The organism is Ulvibacterium sp. (assembly GCF_965248315.1).
Taxonomy (GTDB): Bacteria; Bacteroidota; Bacteroidia; order Flavobacteriales; family Flavobacteriaceae; genus Ulvibacterium.
The window spans coordinates 1,681,377-1,700,671 of record NZ_CBDFIX010000002.1; the positions used below are offsets into that span (position 1 = coordinate 1,681,377).

Here is a 19,295-nt window from a genome sequence, read left to right on the forward strand (position 1 = left end):
TAGTCTAAATAATTATTAACCACCTTAAACTTTAACGCATGAAAAAGTTCCCCCCTTTTTTGCTTTTACTATTTATTTTTTTGTCCTTACTAAGCTGCGACCACGATGAAGATTTGGAAGTTTCAAATGACATGATTCTGGAAAAACGAATGTATGACAAAGAGTATATAAAGGATGCTACATTAAATGAGCAACTGAATTATCGGATATTTCATTTATCCCAATTAGTTAATGAGTTACGTGTATCTAAAATTGAATTTGACAAAATGTTTTCTAAAAATTCCGGAAAGGATAACAGCTTTAACAAGTTGTTCTTCAGTGATTTATTATATTCAAATGCTCTAGACAACAAAGGGAAGGGTGTAAATAAGAATATGGAATTTTCACTTGGGGCTTTTATGGGTCTATCTGAACAAGATTTATTACCTTATATAGAAAAAATTAAAAATGGTGACACCTCTGACCCTTTATTCCTTGTGTCTTCATACGATATCAAAAACGATAGGGAAACTGTCCTAGGGCTTAAACTGGACTCTGAGGGTAAATTGCAAATGGTAAGTTCTGATGTAACGGAAGAAAATGTTTTTGGAGATAAAACGGGAAAAGTTGCAGGTCCCAATGCCGTTTATAAAGTTGACTCCGATGGGTGCGGAAACTATTACAAAAATGCTGGTTGTGGCAGTAGTGGTAGTACAGGTGGTGTTACAACAAGTGGCACGGTCGCAATTAGAACAATACAAATAAGAGATAAAAAAGATTCGTGGCTCTCGAATGCTCAGATTAGGTTTCAGAAAGTTACAGCAGGTGATTTCAATTCTTCAAACTTTTACACACACTGCGGTATAAACGATGCTTGGTGCAATTTAGATGGTGACTGGTTGGCTCAGTATAGTAGTAGAGAGGTTAAAAAAGGAAGGGTGGTAAATGTAAACAAGTATCTTGGACGAAAGTCTGGTGATTTTGTATTATATGCACTATACGAGTATGATAATTGGCCAGCACCAAAAAAAACGTTTAAGAGGAATATCAATGGTGCGGATGTTTATGTGGAATATAGGTCTTATCAAACCCCTTATGACCACAATGTTTTTACAACTTTCTCTGGGAATAGATATGGTGTTAGGTCAAGGACCTCATACATGTTGGACAATAGGGCTATTAAATATAATTTTAATTGAAATTAATGAGAGTAACACTCTTTTTGTCAATAGTACCTTTTTTTGCGTACTCTCAGATAGGGAATGAAGTTGACCATTGTCAACTTCGTCTTAATTTAGGAACAGAATATAGAATTACTCCAATATACAATGTGAATGTTGTTGGTTTAAACGAAGCGGCTTTTTTTACAAATTTGGATAGACAAAACTCCGGTTTTAGCTTTGGAATTGGGCTTGAGTTATTTCTCATCAAGAATTTCTCTGTTGGTTTAATAGGTTCACTTAGGCATGACATACTTGTAAACGAGACTCCAGATAGTATTGATGATTTTTCCCAAACTGTTAGTGAAAAAAGACTGATGCTGGGATATCATTTAAATTTGAATTATTATTTTAAGCTTTTCAAAAAGGGAGAAGCCTTTGTAGGAGGGGGTGTTAGCCTTCTTAACAGAAATAGTGATTATACAACTCAAGAAGTATTCTTTAATGAAGAAGGTAATATTACTGGAACCGAAACGAGAATGGGAAACTACAAGTTTTCCGCCAATAATCTTTTTGTGGGTTATAACATAAAGAGAAGTAAAATTTCTCTAGGTATTTATCTGACAAGAAAATCTCCCTATTTCAAGGAGTCAGCAACATTTATTGTCCCTCATATCGGATATGAATACAATCTTGCCAAATTTTAAAAGATGGAATCGGATTAATAATTTAATATGAGGTTCTTTTTAGGATAAAGATTAAGGGAGCACGTATCATTTTTTAAAGGTAGGGCAATACTTATTTTGACTAATCTACTTGTTTGTTACACTTTTCTCTTAATGTTTATTTCTTAGAAATCTGCTAGAAGCCACTATGTTTAGGTGAACCAAAAAAGTCTGATGGCATATAGAGTAAATTTGACTCTTGTGAAAAAATCAGAATATAGCTAGTCAAGTGAAATTCCAGCCTTACCGTTTCAAATTACACCTTCATAATCTCTGCCTCCTTGGCATGGAGAAAGTCGTCTATTTTTTGGGTATAGGTATCCGTAAGCTCTTGTACATCCAATTCCGCATTTTTTTGTAAATCTTCGGAAATATCCAATCCCTTGATTTCCTTGTTGGCATCCTGTCGTGCACTACGCACCCCTACCTTGGCATGTTCCGCCTCGGCTTTTGCCTGCTTCACCAACTGTTTTCTACGCTCTTCCGTTAAAGGAGGTACGTTAATGATGATCATTTCACCATTGTTCATCGGATTAAAACCCAGGTTGGCGTTCATAATGGAAGTCTCTATTTCTTGTAGCATGCTCTTTTCCCAGGGCTGTACGGAGATAGTTCGCCCGTCCGGCGTGTTAATGTTGGAAACTTGGGACAAAGGGGTCTGTGAACCGTAATACTCTACCATAACCGAAGAAAGCATGGCCGGACTGGCCTTTCCCGCACGGATTTTTATAAATTCCTTTTCCAGATGGGCTATGGCAGCGCCCATACCCTCTTTCGTTGCCTCAAGTATAAATTGTACCTCTTCGTTCATTTTGAAGAATTTTTAAAGGTGAAACAAAAGTTGAACCCAATTATAAGTTGACTACAGTTCCGATATTCTCTCCTGAAATAATCCTCATTAGATTGCCTTTTTTATTCATATCAAAGACAACAATGGGCAACTCGTTCTCCTGACTTAACGTAAAAGCCGTGGTGTCCATTACCTTAAGCCCTTTTCGAAGCACATCATTGAAAGAAATAGTATCGAATTTAGTAGCATTTTTGTCCTTTTCAGGATCGGAAGTATAAATCCCGTCCACTCGGGTTCCTTTCAAAATAACATCGGCCTCAATTTCAATGGCCCGTAATACTGCAGCGGAATCCGTTGTAAAATATGGATTTCCCGTTCCTCCTCCAAAAATAACCACTCTCCCTTTTTCCAAATGGCGCATAGCACGTCTACGGATAAAAGGCTCGGCTACTTCATTAATTTTAATTGCGCTTTGTAAACGGGTCTGTACCCCTTTTTGTTCCAGGGCACTCTGCAGGGCAAGTCCATTTATTACAGTTGCCAACATACCCATGTGGTCTCCCTGTACGCGGTCCATTCCCGTTGCTGCCCCGGAAAGTCCGCGGAAAATATTACCTCCTCCAATGACCACGGCCACTTCTATGCCATGATCTACTACTTCCTTTATCTCATTGGCATATTCGGCAAGCCTTTTGGGATCTATTCCATATTGTCTTTCTCCCATAAGGGCCTCACCGCTCAATTTTAAAAGTATCCTTTTATACTCCATGCCAAGAAATTGTTTCAGGCAAAAATAATCAAAAAAAGTTAGGCAAAACTTTCACTTTTTCGGTTATTGATGCCATAATTATTTCATAATAATGATATATTGATGCCGTATATTTTATATTCTTGCAACACATTAATAATTATGATGTTAAGTATTGAATAGATGGTAAAAACGATAATAATGAAAAAACTAATTGTAGTATCCCTTCTAACGATGACAATTTATGGCTGCGGTTCCTCTAAATCTCTGTTGACTGTAGAAAAAGCTCCTATGGCCGTAATGATAGATTTAGTAAATGTTGTTGATGACAAGGTACAAGTATCTATCGATCCCGGGGCTTTCCAACAGGATATGGTTTCCTTTTACATCCCCAAAACGGTTCCAGGAACCTATAGCGAGGACAATTATGGTAAGTATGTGGAAGGTTTTAAAGCATTGGATTATAAAGGGAATGAACTTGCGGTTAACAAGGCCGATGACAATACTTGGAATATCTCAAACGCAAGGAGTTTAGATAGGGTTTCCTACTATGTAAATGACACCTTTGACACGGAAAGTGAGGTTAAAGATGCCGTTTTCTCCCCGGCAGGCACTAACATTTTGGCCAATAAGAACTATGTTTTGAACCTACATGGATTTGTGGGGTATTTTAACGGATTAAAAGAGATGCCTTATGAACTTTCTATTACAAGGCCTTCGGGTCTCACGGCTACTACCTCCCTTAAGGAAAAGAGTGCCGAAGGATTGGCCCCCAATATAGATCTGTTTACGGCCGATCGCTATTTTGAGGTCATCGACAACCCAATCCAATATACAGAGCCGAATACGGAAACTTTCCAAATCAACGATATTGCGGTTACGCTCAGTGTATACTCACCCAATGGAACGTACACCGCATCGAGCTTAAAAGACCGTATGGAGAAAATGATGACGGCCCAAAAGGCTTTTCTGGGTGATATTGATGGTACCAAAGAATACAACATTTTGTTATACTTGTCCACTATGGAGCCTTCAGATGCCAATGGTTTTGGGGCTTTGGAACACCATACTTCCACTGTTGTGGTTTTGCCGGAGGCTATGCCCCAGGATCGTTTGGAGCAGGCTATGGTGGACGTTGTATCACACGAGTTCTTTCATATTGTTACGCCGTTGAACATACATTCGGAAGAAATTCAATATTTCGATTTTAATGACCCTAAAATGTCCGAGCATTTGTGGATGTATGAAGGAACTACCGAATATTTTGCCAATATCTTTCAAATTCAACAAGGATTGATAAATGAGGAGGAATTTTATAAACGGATGATGGACAAGACCAACAATGCCAAGGCCTACGATGATGCGATGTCCTTTACTGAAATGAGCAAGAACATTCTTGAGGAACCTTATGAAAAGAACTATGCAAATGTCTATGAGAAGGGGGCTTTGATCAATATGGTGCTGGACATTTTGTTGAGGGAACAAAGTGACGGTGAAAAAGGAGTGTTGTGGTTAATGAAGGAACTCTCGAAAAAATACGGGGACATGACCCCTTTTAAGGATGAGGAGTTGATCGATGAGATCGTAGCGATGACCTATCCGGAGATCCGAACTTTTTTTGATACTCATGTTATTGGAAACACCCCAATAGATTACAGCAAGTATTTGGCCAAGGTTGGCCTAACCATTAAAACCATTGAAAAGGAGTCGGGTTATTTTCTGGATGGTGAGATACCCTTTATAGATGTCAATCAATCCGAGGGGAACTCCATCTTTGTTCGGAAAGGAATTGAATTGAACTCATTTTTCAATGATTTGGGTGCCAAAGGCGGTGATGTTATAAAAAGCATCAACGATACTTCCATCAATCTTGACGCCATTCGGCCCATCATCGGACAAAGTTTTCAATGGAGTCCGGAAACAGAAATTAAGATGATCGTACAACGGGAGGGAGAGGAGATAACTTTGGAAGGAAAAGTAGGAACTCCCGTGTTACAGGTAGAGACTATTGTTCCTATGGAAAATGTAAGCTCAAAAGAAACCCAGTTGCGTGAAGCTTGGTTAAAGGGCTAACAATGAATGTATCTTACTATTCTGAACGTCACCCATTAGGTGACGTTTTGGTTTTATTGGTTTCTGCATGCAACCCATACCAATTTTTGATGTCTTTAGTATGTGAATATCTTCCGGTGCAGATTATATTTAATAAAAAGTAGATTTGGGGATGCTTAAGCTAGTTTTGGCAAACATTTACAAAAAAAGCAACTATACCTTTTTGATTGTAGTATTCTCCATTTCGTTAAGCTCTGCCCAAACGCTTACACAAACAGTAAAGGGCAGGATTTTGGATGCCGAGACTGAGGCTCCTTTACTAGGTGCGGATATAGTAGTTTTGAACAGTAATCCACCGAAAGGAGCGGTAACGGACGAACAGGGATTTTTTAGACTGGAGGGAATTCCGGTGGGTCGTGCCTCATTTCAATTTACTTTCTTGGGATATGAGGATTTTGTTGCATCTGAAATTCTTATTGGTTCCGCTAAAGAAGTGGAATTGAATATATATCTGACCGAAGCGTTAAATCAACTGGATGAGGTTGTACTTATTGCTCCCACGGACAACAGCGCACCGAACAACAAACTGGCTACGGTAAGCGCACGTTCTTTTAGCGTGGAGGAGACCAAACGTTTTCCCGCAAGTGTTAGCGATCCGGGACGTATGGCCCTATCGTTTGCCGGGGTGACCAACTCGGATGATTCCAGTAATGAGATTATTATTAGGGGAAACGCTCCCAATCAACTGTTATGGCGGATTGAGGGTATTGAGGTGCCGGAACCCAATCACTTTTCGGAGGAAGGATACTCTCCGGGCAATGTGAGTTTGGTTAGTACAAGTATGTTGGGAAAATCGGACTTCTTTACGGGCGCCTTTCCAGCAACTTATGGAAATGCGCTTTCCGGTGTTTTTGATATCAATTTAAGAAACGGGAACAGTGAAAAGGGGGAGTATGCCTTTCAATTTGGGGTATTGGGTGCGGACCTTACCGCAGAAGGTCCATTTAGCAAGGGTTACAGAGGGTCTTATTTGGTCAATTATCGCTATTCCACGATTGCTTTGCTAAATCAAATTACCGATGTTACCCCTGGAAGTACCCCTACTTTTCAAGATATTTCCATGAAATTGAATTTTCCTTTGGGTTCAAGGACCAATCTTTCTATTTGGGGAATCGGTGGAATTAGTGATGAGGATGAGGATCCTGAAATAAACGACAACTTTTCAAGTGAGGAGATTTTTAAGTCCAAAACCTATATGTCCGGGTTAACAATTTCACATTTCTTCAAGAATAATGACAAATTGGAAACAAGGCTTTCATATTCCGGAAATGCCAGTGATTATGTATTTGAATCACGAAATACCGATACAAGTGATTTTTTTGAGGAAAGTGATATTCTTCGCAACAATGCCTTCCGTTTAATTGCGGACTACACCAAAAAGGTGAGCGCTAAAACAACCTTAAATTCCGGAGCTATTTTAAGTTTTTTGAACTATGATGTGTTGACCACGGAAACCTTTAACGATCAAAGTAGGGATTTGGTTAGGGAAGAAGGTAGTGGTACTATGGCGCAGGCCTATGTGCAGGGGAAATATCGTTTTACAACGAATTTCTCCACCACTTTTGGTCTTCATGGCACCTATTTTTGGGTCAATAAGGACTTTGTCGTAGAGCCCAGGTTGGGCCTCCAATGGAACGTAAATCCCAATCATACCCTGAGTGCAGGTTTCGGAATACATTCAAGAAGAATGCCACTCAATCAATATTTTATTAACATTCCTGAAGGAACCGGGTTTCGAACCCCGAATACGGACTTGGATTTAATGCAGGCCGTTCATTACATCATTGGGCACGATTGGCGAATCATTAAAAATGGACATATAAAAGTTGAAGTATACTATCAAGACCTGAATAAGGTAGCAGTATCCAGAGATCCTAACTTTACCGCGTCATACCTAAATGGACAATTTATTCCCGTTGAATTGACGGATACTGGTGATGGGCGAAATTATGGCATTGAGTTCACTTTTGAGAAATTCTTTTCACGTCAATATTATTTTTTGACCACGGCATCCTTATATGATACAAAATATAGGGCTTCGGATGGCAATTGGTATGATAGTGCCTATAACTATAACTATACCTTCAATTTGGTGGGTGGAAAGGAATTTACTGTGGGTAAGAAACAAAACAACACTATTGGCCTCAATGCAAGGATACTTGTAAATGGTGGAAAAAGGGCCACACCCATAGATCAAGAATTTTTTGAGGAGACCGGGGAAATCCGTTTGGAGCAAAGTCTTAGAAATACGGTTGAACTGGATAGCTACTTCCGGTTGGATGCCAGTATTTATTATCGCCTAAACAGGCCCAAAGCTGCCCATAGAATTTCTCTGGATATTCAAAACGTTACCAACAGACAAAATGTTGACACAGCTTTTTTTAATCCCAATACAGGGCAACTGGAAACCGATCTGCAACTTGAATTGATTCCCTTTATCAACTACAGGATAGAGTTTTAGCAAACCCGATTATCCTATCACTTTCTAAAAAGAGTCGTTAAAATGACACCTTAAATTTGCGAAGGGTTATTTTACAACATCTAGTATTCATTAGTGTTTTGTCTCCTAGACCGGGCCTTAACAAGGGTCGTTTTCTTTTGATTAAAAGGAGTACCTTAAAAGAAATTTGAACTTTTTTGTAACCTTTTCAAAAAACATCGGTTTACCCTTCTGAAGACCTAGATAAAGCATGCAGCAACTGACCGATAACGCATTAATGCTAAAAGTAAAATCAGGGGACCTGGATAAATTGGGTCTGTTGTACGAACGACATAAAAAAAGGTTGTTCGGCTTTTTTTACAATATGAACGGAAATCCATCCATTAGTGAGGACTTGGTACAGAACGTATTTATAAGGATGCTGAGGTACAGGCATACATTTACCGGAGAAGGCTCTTTTGCGGCCTGGATGTTCAGAACGGCAAGAAATATAAACTACGACCATTACAGAAAGCATAAAAAGGAAGCTAACCAAACCGGACTTACATCGTTAGAATATAGATTAGAGGACGAACAAGGGTTGGAAAGCAAAATGGAGGGAAAGGATAAAATTTCACAATTGAATCGCGCTATGCAGCTGTTGACACCTGAAAAAAGGGAAGTTTTGATACTGAGCAAATACAAAGGAATGAAATTTAGCGAAATAGGGGAAATTTTAGGATGTAGCGAGGGCGCTGCCAAAGTAAAGGCTCATAGGGCACTAAAGGATTTAAGAACAATTTTTCTACAACTGGAAATGTAATAAGTTATGGAACAGGAAAGATTCGACATATGGATGATGGAATACCTCTCCGATACTTTGGATGTGGAAGGGAAAAAGGAATTTGAACGGTTTTTACAAGACCATCAGGAATATCAAAAACAGTTTAAAGAGATGCAACGGACTTGGAGTCAAGTAGATATTACATCCGTCCCTGAACCATCCGAGGCTATGGATAAACGTTTTTTTGACATGCTCCAAAACGAAATCGGGAAATCGGAAAAATCAAAGCAAAGTGTACCTTCCTTGTTCTCAAAAATTGCAACGGTTCTTTGGAGACCACAAATAGCCTACGGAGTATTGTTATTGGTATTAGGACTAAATCTGGGGTATTTTTTGAATTCGGATCGCCCTTCAGAAGTTGTAAAAACGACGGTGACCGACAACTCCGAGGCAGAGGAGGTAAGGCAACAATTGGTATTGACCCTATTGAAACAGCCATCAGCCAATGAACGCTTACAGGGCATAAACGAAGCTACCAAGATCAAAGAAGTAGATGAAACGGTTATCAAGGCCCTATTGCAAACGTTGAATAGCGATTCCAATGTAAATGTACGTCTGGCCGCGATAGAATCGCTGACCAATTATTTGGATCACCCAACAGTAAGAGAGGGCTTGGTGCAGTCCATAGTAAAGCAAGATTCCCCAATAGTCCAAGTGACTTTGGCAAGTCTAATGGTAGCCCTTCAAGAGAAGAAATCCATAGAGTCTTTTAAGACGTTAATGCGTACACAGGAATTGGATCAGTCTGTGAAACAAAAGTTGGAAACATCAATCAATTCAATCATCTAGAGTTGATATCAAATACATAATACGAGGAGTTTATTCATCAATAAGTGCTGAACCTGTTTCGGCACCAAATCACGAACAGTTAAAACTTAGACAAATGAAAAGAGTAGTAGTATGTGCCATGTTAGTAGGTTCTTTTATGATACAATGTGCAAAGGCACAGAAAAAAGAATTTAGTGAAATCATTAAGAAAGAACTGTCCTATACGAATGCAGGCGGGGACAGAATGCTTGAGGTTCAGAACCTCAATGGTTCCATATCGGTTGAAGGATATGACGGTGATAGGGTGCTTTTGGAGGTGGAAAAAATCGTAGCCGCTAGTACCGCAACAGATCTTGAACTAGGAAAAAAGGAAATCGGGGTAAAAGTCTTCCAAGAGGGCAATAAGCTTGTCGTTTATCCAGATTCGCCCAATATGCATTACAAAGATGGTCGGTTTACCTCCAAAAACTGTCAACATTGGGAGGAGTCTCCTTATGAGCATACCTTGAACTTCAAGGTGAAAATGCCTAAAAACAGTAGGCTAAAGGTCGGTGCGATCAATAACGGGGAGGTTTTGGTAAAAAACACCAACGGTGATTATATAGAGGCCCATAATATAAATGGAGGAATTGAGCTTATGAACATTACAGGGGAGACCAAAGTGCATTGTATCAATGGAAAAGTGAATATTTCCTATGCGGATAATCCAAAAGTTGCATCGACTTATTATTCGCTTAATGGGGATATCAACATTACCTATCAAAGGAATTTATCGGCAGATATCGCTTTCAAAAGCATGAATGGAGAACTGTTTACAGATTTTGATATTGCCAAACAGTTTTCCAGGACTATCAAAAACAAGACCGGGGAAAGGAATGTTAAATATAAGTACGAGTCCAAACCTATAGTACGGGTAGGGGAGGGTGGTTTGTCCTTCGATTTTGAGACCTTGAACGGGGATGTAATTATTAAAAAAATATAAAAGGAATAGCGATTCCCATTAGTGTATTACAGTGTCTGATTCTAACAGATAGAAATGTTTAAAAAATTAAAAAATAGAGAAATGAAAAATATCGGATTATTAATCGTATCAATGCTCATGTTACCCTTATTGATCAATGCTCAAGAGGAGAGTGTGGAATTGTTTTCAGTACCATTAAGTGATGCCAACAGTCCTGGAAAATTGATTGTAGAGCAATTGGCAGGGTCAATAGATGTTCTGGCCTACGAGGGGAATGAGGTAGTTGTTAAGGCCTCGTTCGGTAATAAAAAGGAGCACTACAAGGAGAAGAAAGAAAAGAGTGGCCTAAGGCGGATTCAAAATAGTTCCTTAAAAATAAGTGCCGAGGAAAAGAACAATGTGGTTCGGATTATTAATGAACAATGGGATAGGGCCACCAATCTTGAAATTAAGGTGCCTAAGAACTTCTCATTGAAACTAGGTACCGTTAACCAGGGAAACATTAACGTAAAAGGAGTTAGCGGTGAAATGGAGATCAGTAACGTAAATGGTGAAATAACTCTTGAGAGTGTTAGTGGATCTGCTTTAGCCGATACAGTCAATGGGGATATAAAAGTAGGCTTCGTCTCGGTTACACCAAATGTGAATATGGCCTTTAGTAGTCTTAATGGGGACTTGGACGTTACCTTTCCAAATTCAATAAAGAGCGACCTTAAACTAAAATCTGAACAGGGCGATATCTACACGGATTTTGAAATGGTCACCGATAAACAAAAGGCGGTTTCCAAAACCGACGAATCATCAAGTACCTACAAAGTGCAGATTGAACAATGGGTACGTGGACAGCTAAATGGTGGTGGCCCGGAAATGCTTTTTAAAACCTTTAATGGAGATATTATTATAAGATCTAACTAGCTCCAGTACATTTCTTAAGCAATAAGTTTTGATACAAAGACGCCCCGACAAAACTGCCGGGGCGTCTTCATAAGAATTGGTTTTATGCTTTAAATTACCCTAGGGCAACACGTTGGAACCCGGTAACTTCCAAATTGGCATCGACGGATTTTATGTACTGTGCCACACTTTGTTTGCTGTCCTTGATAAAAGCTTGATTTACCAGAGTATTATCCTTAAAGAAACGTTTTAGTTTCCCTTTGGCGATATTGTCCAACATGGCTTCTGGTTTGCCTTCTTGGCGCAATTGATCTTTGGCTATCTCAATTTCCTTGTCTATTACGGACTGATCCACACCTTCTTCGTTCAATGCCACAGGATTCATTGCCGCCGCTTGCATGGCAACGTCCTTTGCGGCTACGGCAGAGCCTTCTACAGCGGCGGAAAGTCCTGCCAAAGTAGCGATTTTATTACCGGCATGGATATATGATCCAACGAATGGGGCGTTCAATTTTTCAAAACCACCAATTTCTATTTTTTCCCCAATAACACCGGTCTGTTCCGTTAATTTATCCTGAACTGTATTTCCTTTGAAATCTGCGGAAAGAAAATCCTCTTTCGTGTCAAATCCAAGTGCCAATTCGGCCAATTCATTGGCCAAGGTAACAAAGCTGTCGTTCTTCGCTACAAAATCGGTTTCACAATTCAATGAAATGATAACACCGGAGGTATTGTCGGTATTTACCTTGGCTATAGCCGCACCCTCGGAGGACTCCCTGTCGGCCCTTTTGGCCGCCACTTTTTGTCCCTTCTTACGTAGGATTTCAATGGCTTTTTCAAAATCGCCTTCGGCTTCCACAAGAGCATTTTTACAATCCATCATGCCGGAACCGGTCATCTTTCTTAATTTGTTTACGTCTGCTGCGGTAACTTTTACCATCATTATTTCTTATGTTTTTTAGGAAATTACATTTCCCAATTGGATTATTTTACTAAGTGTTTGATTTTTATTCTACTCCGGCTTTTACCTTATCCTGCCATTCTTTAAGCTCGTCCCATTTACCATCGGCCGCCATTTTGGCCTGCTTTGGCCAAGAGGTCGGATCTAAGTGGGCCATACGCGAACTGGCTTCGGTCAAAATCTCCTTTATTTTATCGGACTTGGCTTTTGCCAAATCGGCAAAAGATACTATTCCCGAATTTATGATGGCTTCTGCCGCTTTAGGCCCAATGCCCTCTATTTTAGTGAGGTCGTCTCCCTTCTCGGATTTTTCCTCACTGGGAGTTTCAGCGGCTTCCTTTTTGGGTTCTTCTTTTTCTTCCTTGACCTCATGAGCCTCGTCAACAACGGGAGTTTCTTCCTTAACTTCTTTTGTTTCTATTGCCGCTTCTGCCACAGCTTCAACCTTGGTATTTTCCGGGGCTTCTTCAACGGTCTTTTCTTTAGTTGCTTCGGCTTTGGGAGCTTCTGGTTCTCCTGCTCCTTCCTTATCAGACTGTCTTTCTGCCTTTCGTTCGGCCAAGCCCTCTGCTACTGCATTGGTCACATGGGTCATGATGATATCAATGGACTTAGAGGCATCATCATTGGAAGGGATAACAAAATCAATATCCCTGGGGTCGGAGTTGGTATCGATCATGGCAAAAATAGGAATGTTCAATTTTTGAGCCTCCTTAACAGCTATATGCTCGCGCATGGTATCTACAACAAAAAGAGCTCCTGGTAATCGAGTCATTTCCGAAATGGAACCAAGGTTTTTCTCTAACTTGGCACGAAGACGATCCACCTGCAGACGTTCTTTTTTCGATAAGGTATTGAACGTGCCGTCCTTTTTCATCCGGTCTATGGAAGCCATTTTCTTTACTGCCTTGCGAATGGTGACAAAGTTCGTCAACATTCCTCCTGGCCATCTTTCTGTAATATAGGGCATATTTACATTGGCCACCTTCTCGGCAACAATGTCCTTAGCCTGTTTTTTAGTTGCTACAAAAAGGATTTTACGACCAGAGGCCGCAATCTTTTTGAGTGCCGCATTGGCCTCATCCAATTTTGCAACGGTTTTGTAAAGATTGATGACGTGAATCCCATTGCGCTCCATGTAGATATAAGGAGCCATGTTCGGATTCCACTTTCTTGTAAGGTGCCCAAAATGCACACCTGCTTCCAATAATTGTTTTACTTCGACTTTTTTAGCCATTTTGTTATTAGTTTACGTTCCTTTGAATTAGCAATACCAGAGTGGTATCCGAATATTTAAACGGAAGCCTCCAGCATTTAGATGCTAAACTAATTTACCTTGATGCTATGGAAAGCAAGTCAAGGATTTTAATTGTTATTGCCCTAGAGCGCTAACTTTCAATGAACTTGGTTATCTATCCCCAAATTTGTTTCAGGGTCTTTTTGTAAAATTTATATTTCAATTAAACAGTCCGAAAACATTCAGTCGATACTGAACTGGATCCAGGACAAATATTAACGCTTGGAGAACTGGAACTTCTTACGAGCTTTCTTTTGACCAAATTTCTTACGTTCCACCATTCTTGGGTCACGCGTCAATAGCCCTTCAGGTTTAAGGACAATTCTGTTTTCTTCGTCAATTTCACACATCGCTCTGGAAAGTGCCAAACGAATAGCTTCGGCTTGCCCGGTAATTCCTCCACCATACACATTTACATTTACATCATAATTTCCTTCTGTCTCGGTAAGGGCAAAAGGTTGCTTTATTTTGTACTGTAAAGTAGCGGTAGGAAAATAATCGTTTAAATCTCTTTGGTTTATGGTAATATTTCCTTTACCCTCCGAAACATACACACGTGCAACGGATTTTTTTCTTCTACCGATTTTATGAATAGTCTCCATTATTTAATTTCATTAAGATTTACTACAGTGGGTTTTTGAGCTTCCTGGCCATGCTCCGCTCCAACATAAACCCTTAAGTTTCTAAAAAGATCAGCACCCAATTTATTTTTAGGAAGCATACCTTTTACCGATTTCTCAATAATACGCTCCGGATGTTTTTCCAATAATTCCTTGGCCGTAGTAGATCGCTGACCTCCTGGATAGCCCGTATAGCGCAAATACACCTTATCTTCCCATTTATTTCCGGAAAGTTGTATTTTTTCGGCATTGATGACTATGACATTGTCACCACAATCCACATGGGGGGTAAAATTGGTTTTGTGTTTCCCCCTAAGAAATTTGGCCACTTCCGAGGCCAAACGACCCAAAGTTTGCCCTTCCGCATCGATCAATAACCACTGCTTGTCAACTGTAGCCTTATTCGCAGAAACTGTCTTGTAGCTTAATGTATCCACTACGTGTATTTTTTATTGATTAAACCTTTCAATTCTGTAAAATGGGCTGCAAATGTACAATTATTAACTTGAAATGCAAACCGTTATTCTTTGTATTTTTTATGATTTTTTGATTTATATCAGATAGCATTTTGTGAAATCTTAAAATTGGTAGTGAAAAGGATGAGAAGACCTTTTCACCTTTTGGGATAAACACGGATATGTTTCCATCAATAGGTATGAATAGGGTCGTTATTTAAATACGGATCAATTCCTAACTAAAATATAACCTTCTTTTTTTCGTTACTACCTTTTATAACGGAAAACAAAAATACCCATGAAAACAAGAATAGCATTACTTTTTCTTTCAGCTACCCTATTGTTAGCCTGTTCTTCTGACAACGATGGCGAAAATGGAGGAAACGATAATTCCTTGATAGGAACGTGGAGTTTTACTGAACTTATTGTTGATGATGCCGATGGGGAGATAAAACTGGCTAATGAAGTCATTCAAGTTCTCATTTCCCAAGGTTGTGATATTCTGTCGTTTGAATTCAAAAGTGATCAGACTATGCAGGCCGAATACAGGGATTTTACGCAGACCGGAACCGACGTAAATTCTGGAGGTACCGGACTTTTAATTGAATGCCCGGAAAATGCTGAGATTACTTCTTCCACATGGAGTTTGGAAGGGGACCAATTGACCATTGTGGATAACGATGGTATGAGCGATACGGTCACCATTAAATTATATGGCGATACACTAACCGTTTCGGCGGAAATCATTGATGAGGATAACCTGGCGGGAGCGGAAGCTGTTTTTCAGAAGAATTAGTTTTCAACAGATATCTTTTCAAAACCACAAACGGGCGTTGCCATTGGCGACGCCCGTTTGTGGTTCGTCCCCTAAGCAAAGTAGTAAGATTCCTTGGATTAATTTGGGATAAAACGGACTTTTGCTATTGCCCCACTACTCATTTTACCTTATATTCCAATTCTAGAAATTTCTTACATGGATCATCTAGTAAAACGCCTAAGGATTATCTTTTTTTCAGTACTGTCCCTTATGTTGTTCGGTACTTGTGTAGATCCCATAGCACCGGATTTTGAGCTTAGGGAAGACCTCGTTTTTATTGAAGGTTTTGCTTCCACAGAACCGGGAGCTTCTTTTGTGACCATCAGTATATCCGCCATTGAATTTGGAGTGTATGTGGTCAATTTCGTTGAAGATGCCTCAGTTAATTTTGAGAACATGGATACCGGGGACATTGTTCCCTTGCAGGAAACTGATGAAGCCTACGTAACGCCGGATAATTTTAGGGTGAATCCTGGAGAAAGCTGGAAACTGAATATCCAAATGCCCAATGGCAAAGAATACACTTCTGAAATTGAAAAAGTATTGGAACCCATACCCTTAAATAACGTTAGGGCGGTGTATGACCCTGAATTGGAGTTTAGGGAAATTTTTGGCGGTACGTTTGTTCCGGGGCACGAGATTCTAGTTTCCTTCACAGATCCCCCGGAATTGGGCAATTATTATTATTGGACCTATCGGGGTTATGAAAATTTGAATCTTTGTGAAAAATGTAGGGAATCCTACTTCCGAGATGGAGAATGCCAACCTCTTCCCAGAAACGTGGGGGGTCTTCAACCCTATTACGACTATCCCTGTATTACAGATTGTTGGCGTATCCGTTTTCCGGAAAGTATCCCCATATTTGAGGACCAGTTTTCCAATGGCCTTACCATAACCGATTTTTCAATTGGAAATGCCCTCTTATATACCACTGAGGATATTGTAATCGAGGTGCAACAGCTGGTTATTTCCTCTTCGGCACATGAATATTATAAGGTGCTAAAAGACCTTATTGACAACAATAGCGGACTTAACGCACCTCCACCTGCAGGTTTGATAGGCAATATATTCAATCCTGCGGATAGTGAAGAGTTTGTTTTTGGTAGATTCACTGCTGCTGCGACCTCGGTGGCTTCTGTTTTTGTGGACAGAACGTTCATAAGGGAAGAAGCTCTGGAAGGAAGGGAACCCTTAATAACGGAACCAACATTTGGCTCGCCATTGCCTCCTCCGGCCACTGTTTCGGCACCATGTAGCGAAACTCGATTTAGAACAGCTATTCGTCCAGAAGCATGGATCGACCAATAATACCAAACCAAAACCAATATGTCCGTAAAACTAAAGTTTATCTTGACATTCTTTTTTTCCATATGCTTGGCCTCATTTGTTAGGTCGCAGGAGTATGCCATGTCCTTTGAGGTATTGGCTCAGGCGACAGGACTACCTATGGACAATGCCCAAATCTCGATAAGGCCCTGTAACTGCGGAGGAGTCACTAATTCCTCGGGAAGGTTTTCCATTACTCTTCCGGGAAATACCTATGAAGTTACGATTTCCTTTATAGGGTTTAAGGATGATGTCCAGACCGTTATACTTGATCAAAGTCGGATTATCCAAATACAGTTGTACGAAGAGGAAGAGCAATTGTCGGAAGTTGTAGTACGGGCCAAGCGAGTTTTGGAAAATATCGAAACCCCTCAAATGGGAGCCTTGAAATTAACTTCCCAAGAACTAAAGAAGATACCTGCGGCTGTCGGTGAGTTTGATGTGTTACGGGGTATGACTCTCCTTGCAGGTGTCAACAATGCTGGGGAGATAAGTAACGGAATATCGGTCCGGGGAGGGTCTTTGGACCAAAATTTGGTTTTGTATGACTATGCCCCTGTTTTTAACCCTACCCATTTGTTCGGGCTTTTTTCCGTTTTTACTCCGGACGCCATTTCTTCCGTGGATTTGTATAGGGCCAATATTCCAGCCCGTTATGGGGGCAGGTCCACCTCCGTATTGGATATAAAAGTAAAAAACCCGTATACCGATAAGTTTAAGTTGAATGGTGGCGTGGGCATTGTATCCAGTAGATTATCAGTGGAAACACCCATTATTAAGGACAAGTTGCTTCTTAATATTGGAGGTCGAGCCGGATTTACCGATTTTTTGCTACCACTTTTTTCAGAACGATTGGAAAATACCAAGGCCAATTTTTATGATGGCACCATGAAACTGTTATACCTACCTACGGAGAACGATCAAATATCCTTTACAGGATTTTATAGCAAGGACTTTTATCAACTGGATTTGATTACTCAGATTGAAAATATCAATGCAAGTAGTAATCAATATGACTTTCAGACATTGAATGGAACACTTAATTGGATACACACTTTTGGGGACGAGTCCAATCTTAGAAACATTTTTGTAGTGAGCGATTATACGCCAAAGACTATTTTTCCGGAAAGGGACAGTGATAATGAAATCGAATTTGAATCCAAGATCAATTATTTGAGTTTTATTTCCGAGTATTCCAAGAGCGTGAGCGATAAGCTGGAATATTATGGAGGTGTCCAAGCCAATAGATATAACATAGATCCAGGAAGTTTAGATCCTGGGGCAGGGAATAGCATCATTCCCGTTACCCTGGAATCGGAAACCAGCTATGAATTTGCCGGCTTTGGCAATGTTAACTGGAATGCTACCGAAGATTTGACCATTTCCGCCGGACTACGCTTTAATCATTTTGTGTTTGTCGGGCCTTATACCCAAGCTACTTTTGATGATATTACAGGGGCCTTGTTGGATACACAATTTTTTGAAAAAGGCGCCGGGGTAAAAACCTATAATGGTTTGGACCCAAGACTTGGTATTAATTATAAACTTGGAGAAACAATGTCGCTCAAGGCCAGTTATGCCAGGCTAAACCAATATCTTCAAAACATTTACAACACAACTACCCCTTTGCCCACCTCCCGTTGGAAAACCTCCGACCCTAACATTGAACCACAACAAAGTGATAGCTATGGTCTTGGTATATACAAAAGCTTGGAGGAAAGTGGTATAGAAATAGGACTGGAAGGCTATTATAGAAAATCAAAGAACAACCTGACCTATAAACCTGGAGCCGATTTTTTCTTGGAAGAATTTTTAGAAAGGGATGTGGTTCAAGCGGAAGGTGAGGCCTACGGTGTGGAGCTCAGTTTTAAGAAACCAAAAGGAAAGTTCAATGGTTGGTTCAATTACACTTGGTCGCGTAGCTTTTTGCGTTCTTTCAATGAAAGGTTGGCGGATCGTGTAAATAACAACCAACAGTTTCCCTCGGACTTTGATCGGCCCCATGTATTCAACGGTACCATCAACTTTGAAGGGGACAAATACAATACTTGGAGTTTTAATTTTACGGCCCAAAGTGGAAGACCCTATACTGTGGCCAATAGTGTTTTTGCCTTGGAAGATATTAATGTGCCCATTTTTTTAGAGAGGAACAATGCACGTTTACGGCCCTATCATAGACTGGATTTCTCATGGAAGGTGAAATATGGAAGAAACCCCAATAGAAGATGGGTGGGAGATTGGACATTTACCATTTACAATGTATATAGCAGAAGAAATCCTTTAAACTTATACTACGCACAGAGGCAGGATGGGGTGGATGCGGATGTATTCCTGGGAAGCCCTTTGGGGACCTATGAGCTTTCCGTACTTAACAGTCCTTTATTTGCCGTTACCTACAATTTTGTCTTCGACTAAATCT

17 protein-coding genes are annotated in these 19,295 nt (G+C 40.1%); 11 read left to right on the forward strand and 6 right to left on the reverse strand.

What is annotated here, in order from left to right; translation table 11 throughout:
- Nucleotides 1-38: 38 nt before the first annotated feature.
- The gene (locus ACP2AF_RS08785; protein WP_425235806.1) at nt 39-1,178 is read left to right on the forward strand and encodes a hypothetical protein; all 1,140 of its coding nucleotides are present in this window, start codon (nt 39-41) and stop codon (nt 1,176-1,178) included.
- A 5-nt stretch (nt 1,179-1,183) separates the two neighbouring features.
- Entirely contained in the window at nt 1,184-1,846 is a 663-nt protein-coding gene (locus tag ACP2AF_RS08790) for a hypothetical protein (protein WP_425235807.1), read from the forward strand.
- A 274-nt stretch (nt 1,847-2,120) separates the two neighbouring features.
- Here ACP2AF_RS08790 and frr read toward each other — a convergent pair whose 3' ends face one another.
- Both frr and pyrH read right to left on the reverse strand, forming a co-directional pair.
- Entirely contained in the window at nt 2,121-2,675 is a 555-nt protein-coding gene (gene frr, locus ACP2AF_RS08795) for a ribosome recycling factor (protein ID WP_425235808.1), read from the reverse strand.
- A gap of 40 nt (nt 2,676-2,715) precedes the next feature.
- Nucleotides 2,716-3,423 (reverse strand): UMP kinase, encoded by a 708-nt coding sequence (pyrH, locus tag ACP2AF_RS08800; RefSeq protein WP_425235809.1) that lies wholly within the window; start codon nt 3,421-3,423, stop codon nt 2,716-2,718.
- A 180-nt stretch (nt 3,424-3,603) separates the two neighbouring features.
- On the opposite strand from pyrH, the gene ACP2AF_RS08805 reads away from it, so the two are divergent.
- The 6 genes from ACP2AF_RS08805 to ACP2AF_RS08830 all read left to right on the forward strand — a co-directional run bounded on the left by ACP2AF_RS08805 (nt 3,604) and on the right by ACP2AF_RS08830 (nt 11,421).
- Nucleotides 3,604-5,475, forward strand: a complete 1,872-nt coding sequence (locus ACP2AF_RS08805; RefSeq protein WP_425235810.1) for a peptidase M61 — start codon at nt 3,604-3,606, stop codon at nt 5,473-5,475.
- 151 nt (nt 5,476-5,626) lie between these two features.
- On the forward strand, nt 5,627-7,975 hold the full coding sequence (locus ACP2AF_RS08810) for a TonB-dependent receptor (protein WP_425235811.1): 2,349 nt from the start codon (nt 5,627-5,629) through the stop codon (nt 7,973-7,975).
- Nucleotides 7,976-8,204: 229 nt separating this feature from the next.
- A complete protein-coding gene (locus ACP2AF_RS08815) occupies nt 8,205-8,756 on the forward strand; it encodes an RNA polymerase sigma factor (protein ID WP_425235812.1) in 552 nt (183 codons plus the stop codon).
- Nucleotides 8,757-8,762: 6 nt separating this feature from the next.
- Entirely contained in the window at nt 8,763-9,566 is an 804-nt protein-coding gene (locus tag ACP2AF_RS08820; protein ID WP_425235813.1) for a HEAT repeat domain-containing protein, read from the forward strand.
- Between the two features lie 94 nt (nt 9,567-9,660).
- The gene (locus ACP2AF_RS08825; protein ID WP_425235814.1) at nt 9,661-10,527 is read left to right on the forward strand and encodes a DUF4097 family beta strand repeat-containing protein; all 867 of its coding nucleotides are present in this window, start codon (nt 9,661-9,663) and stop codon (nt 10,525-10,527) included.
- A gap of 81 nt (nt 10,528-10,608) precedes the next feature.
- On the forward strand, nt 10,609-11,421 hold the full coding sequence (locus ACP2AF_RS08830) for a DUF4097 family beta strand repeat-containing protein (RefSeq protein ID WP_425235815.1): 813 nt from the start codon (nt 10,609-10,611) through the stop codon (nt 11,419-11,421).
- Nucleotides 11,422-11,515: 94 nt separating this feature from the next.
- On the opposite strand, the gene tsf is transcribed toward ACP2AF_RS08830, so the two are convergent.
- The 4 genes from tsf to rplM form a co-directional block, all read right to left on the reverse strand.
- Nucleotides 11,516-12,340: a translation elongation factor Ts gene (gene tsf, locus ACP2AF_RS08835; protein ID WP_425238022.1), complete on the reverse strand. Its 825-nt coding sequence runs from the start codon at nt 12,338-12,340 to the stop codon at nt 11,516-11,518.
- A 67-nt stretch (nt 12,341-12,407) separates the two neighbouring features.
- On the reverse strand, nt 12,408-13,598 hold the full coding sequence (rpsB, locus tag ACP2AF_RS08840; protein ID WP_425235816.1) for a 30S ribosomal protein S2: 1,191 nt from the start codon (nt 13,596-13,598) through the stop codon (nt 12,408-12,410).
- A gap of 275 nt (nt 13,599-13,873) precedes the next feature.
- Entirely contained in the window at nt 13,874-14,260 is a 387-nt protein-coding gene (gene rpsI, locus ACP2AF_RS08845) for a 30S ribosomal protein S9 (RefSeq protein ID WP_120712287.1), read from the reverse strand.
- A complete protein-coding gene (rplM, locus tag ACP2AF_RS08850) occupies nt 14,260-14,715 on the reverse strand; it encodes a 50S ribosomal protein L13 (protein ID WP_282159572.1) in 456 nt (151 codons plus the stop codon). Before rplM ends, rpsI begins: the two co-directional genes overlap by 1 nt.
- Before the next feature lie 316 nt (nt 14,716-15,031).
- Between rplM and ACP2AF_RS08855 the strand changes: the two genes are divergently transcribed.
- The 3 genes from ACP2AF_RS08855 (at nt 15,032) to ACP2AF_RS08865 (ending at nt 19,291) form a co-directional block, all read left to right on the forward strand.
- Nucleotides 15,032-15,529: a lipocalin family protein gene (locus ACP2AF_RS08855; RefSeq protein WP_425235817.1), complete on the forward strand. Its 498-nt coding sequence runs from the start codon at nt 15,032-15,034 to the stop codon at nt 15,527-15,529.
- A 177-nt stretch (nt 15,530-15,706) separates the two neighbouring features.
- A complete protein-coding gene (locus ACP2AF_RS08860; RefSeq protein WP_425235818.1) occupies nt 15,707-16,858 on the forward strand; it encodes a DUF4249 domain-containing protein in 1,152 nt (383 codons plus the stop codon).
- An 18-nt stretch (nt 16,859-16,876) separates the two neighbouring features.
- Nucleotides 16,877-19,291, forward strand: a complete 2,415-nt coding sequence (locus ACP2AF_RS08865) for a TonB-dependent receptor (protein WP_425235819.1) — start codon at nt 16,877-16,879, stop codon at nt 19,289-19,291.
- The last annotated feature ends 4 nt before the right edge of the window (nt 19,292-19,295 follow it).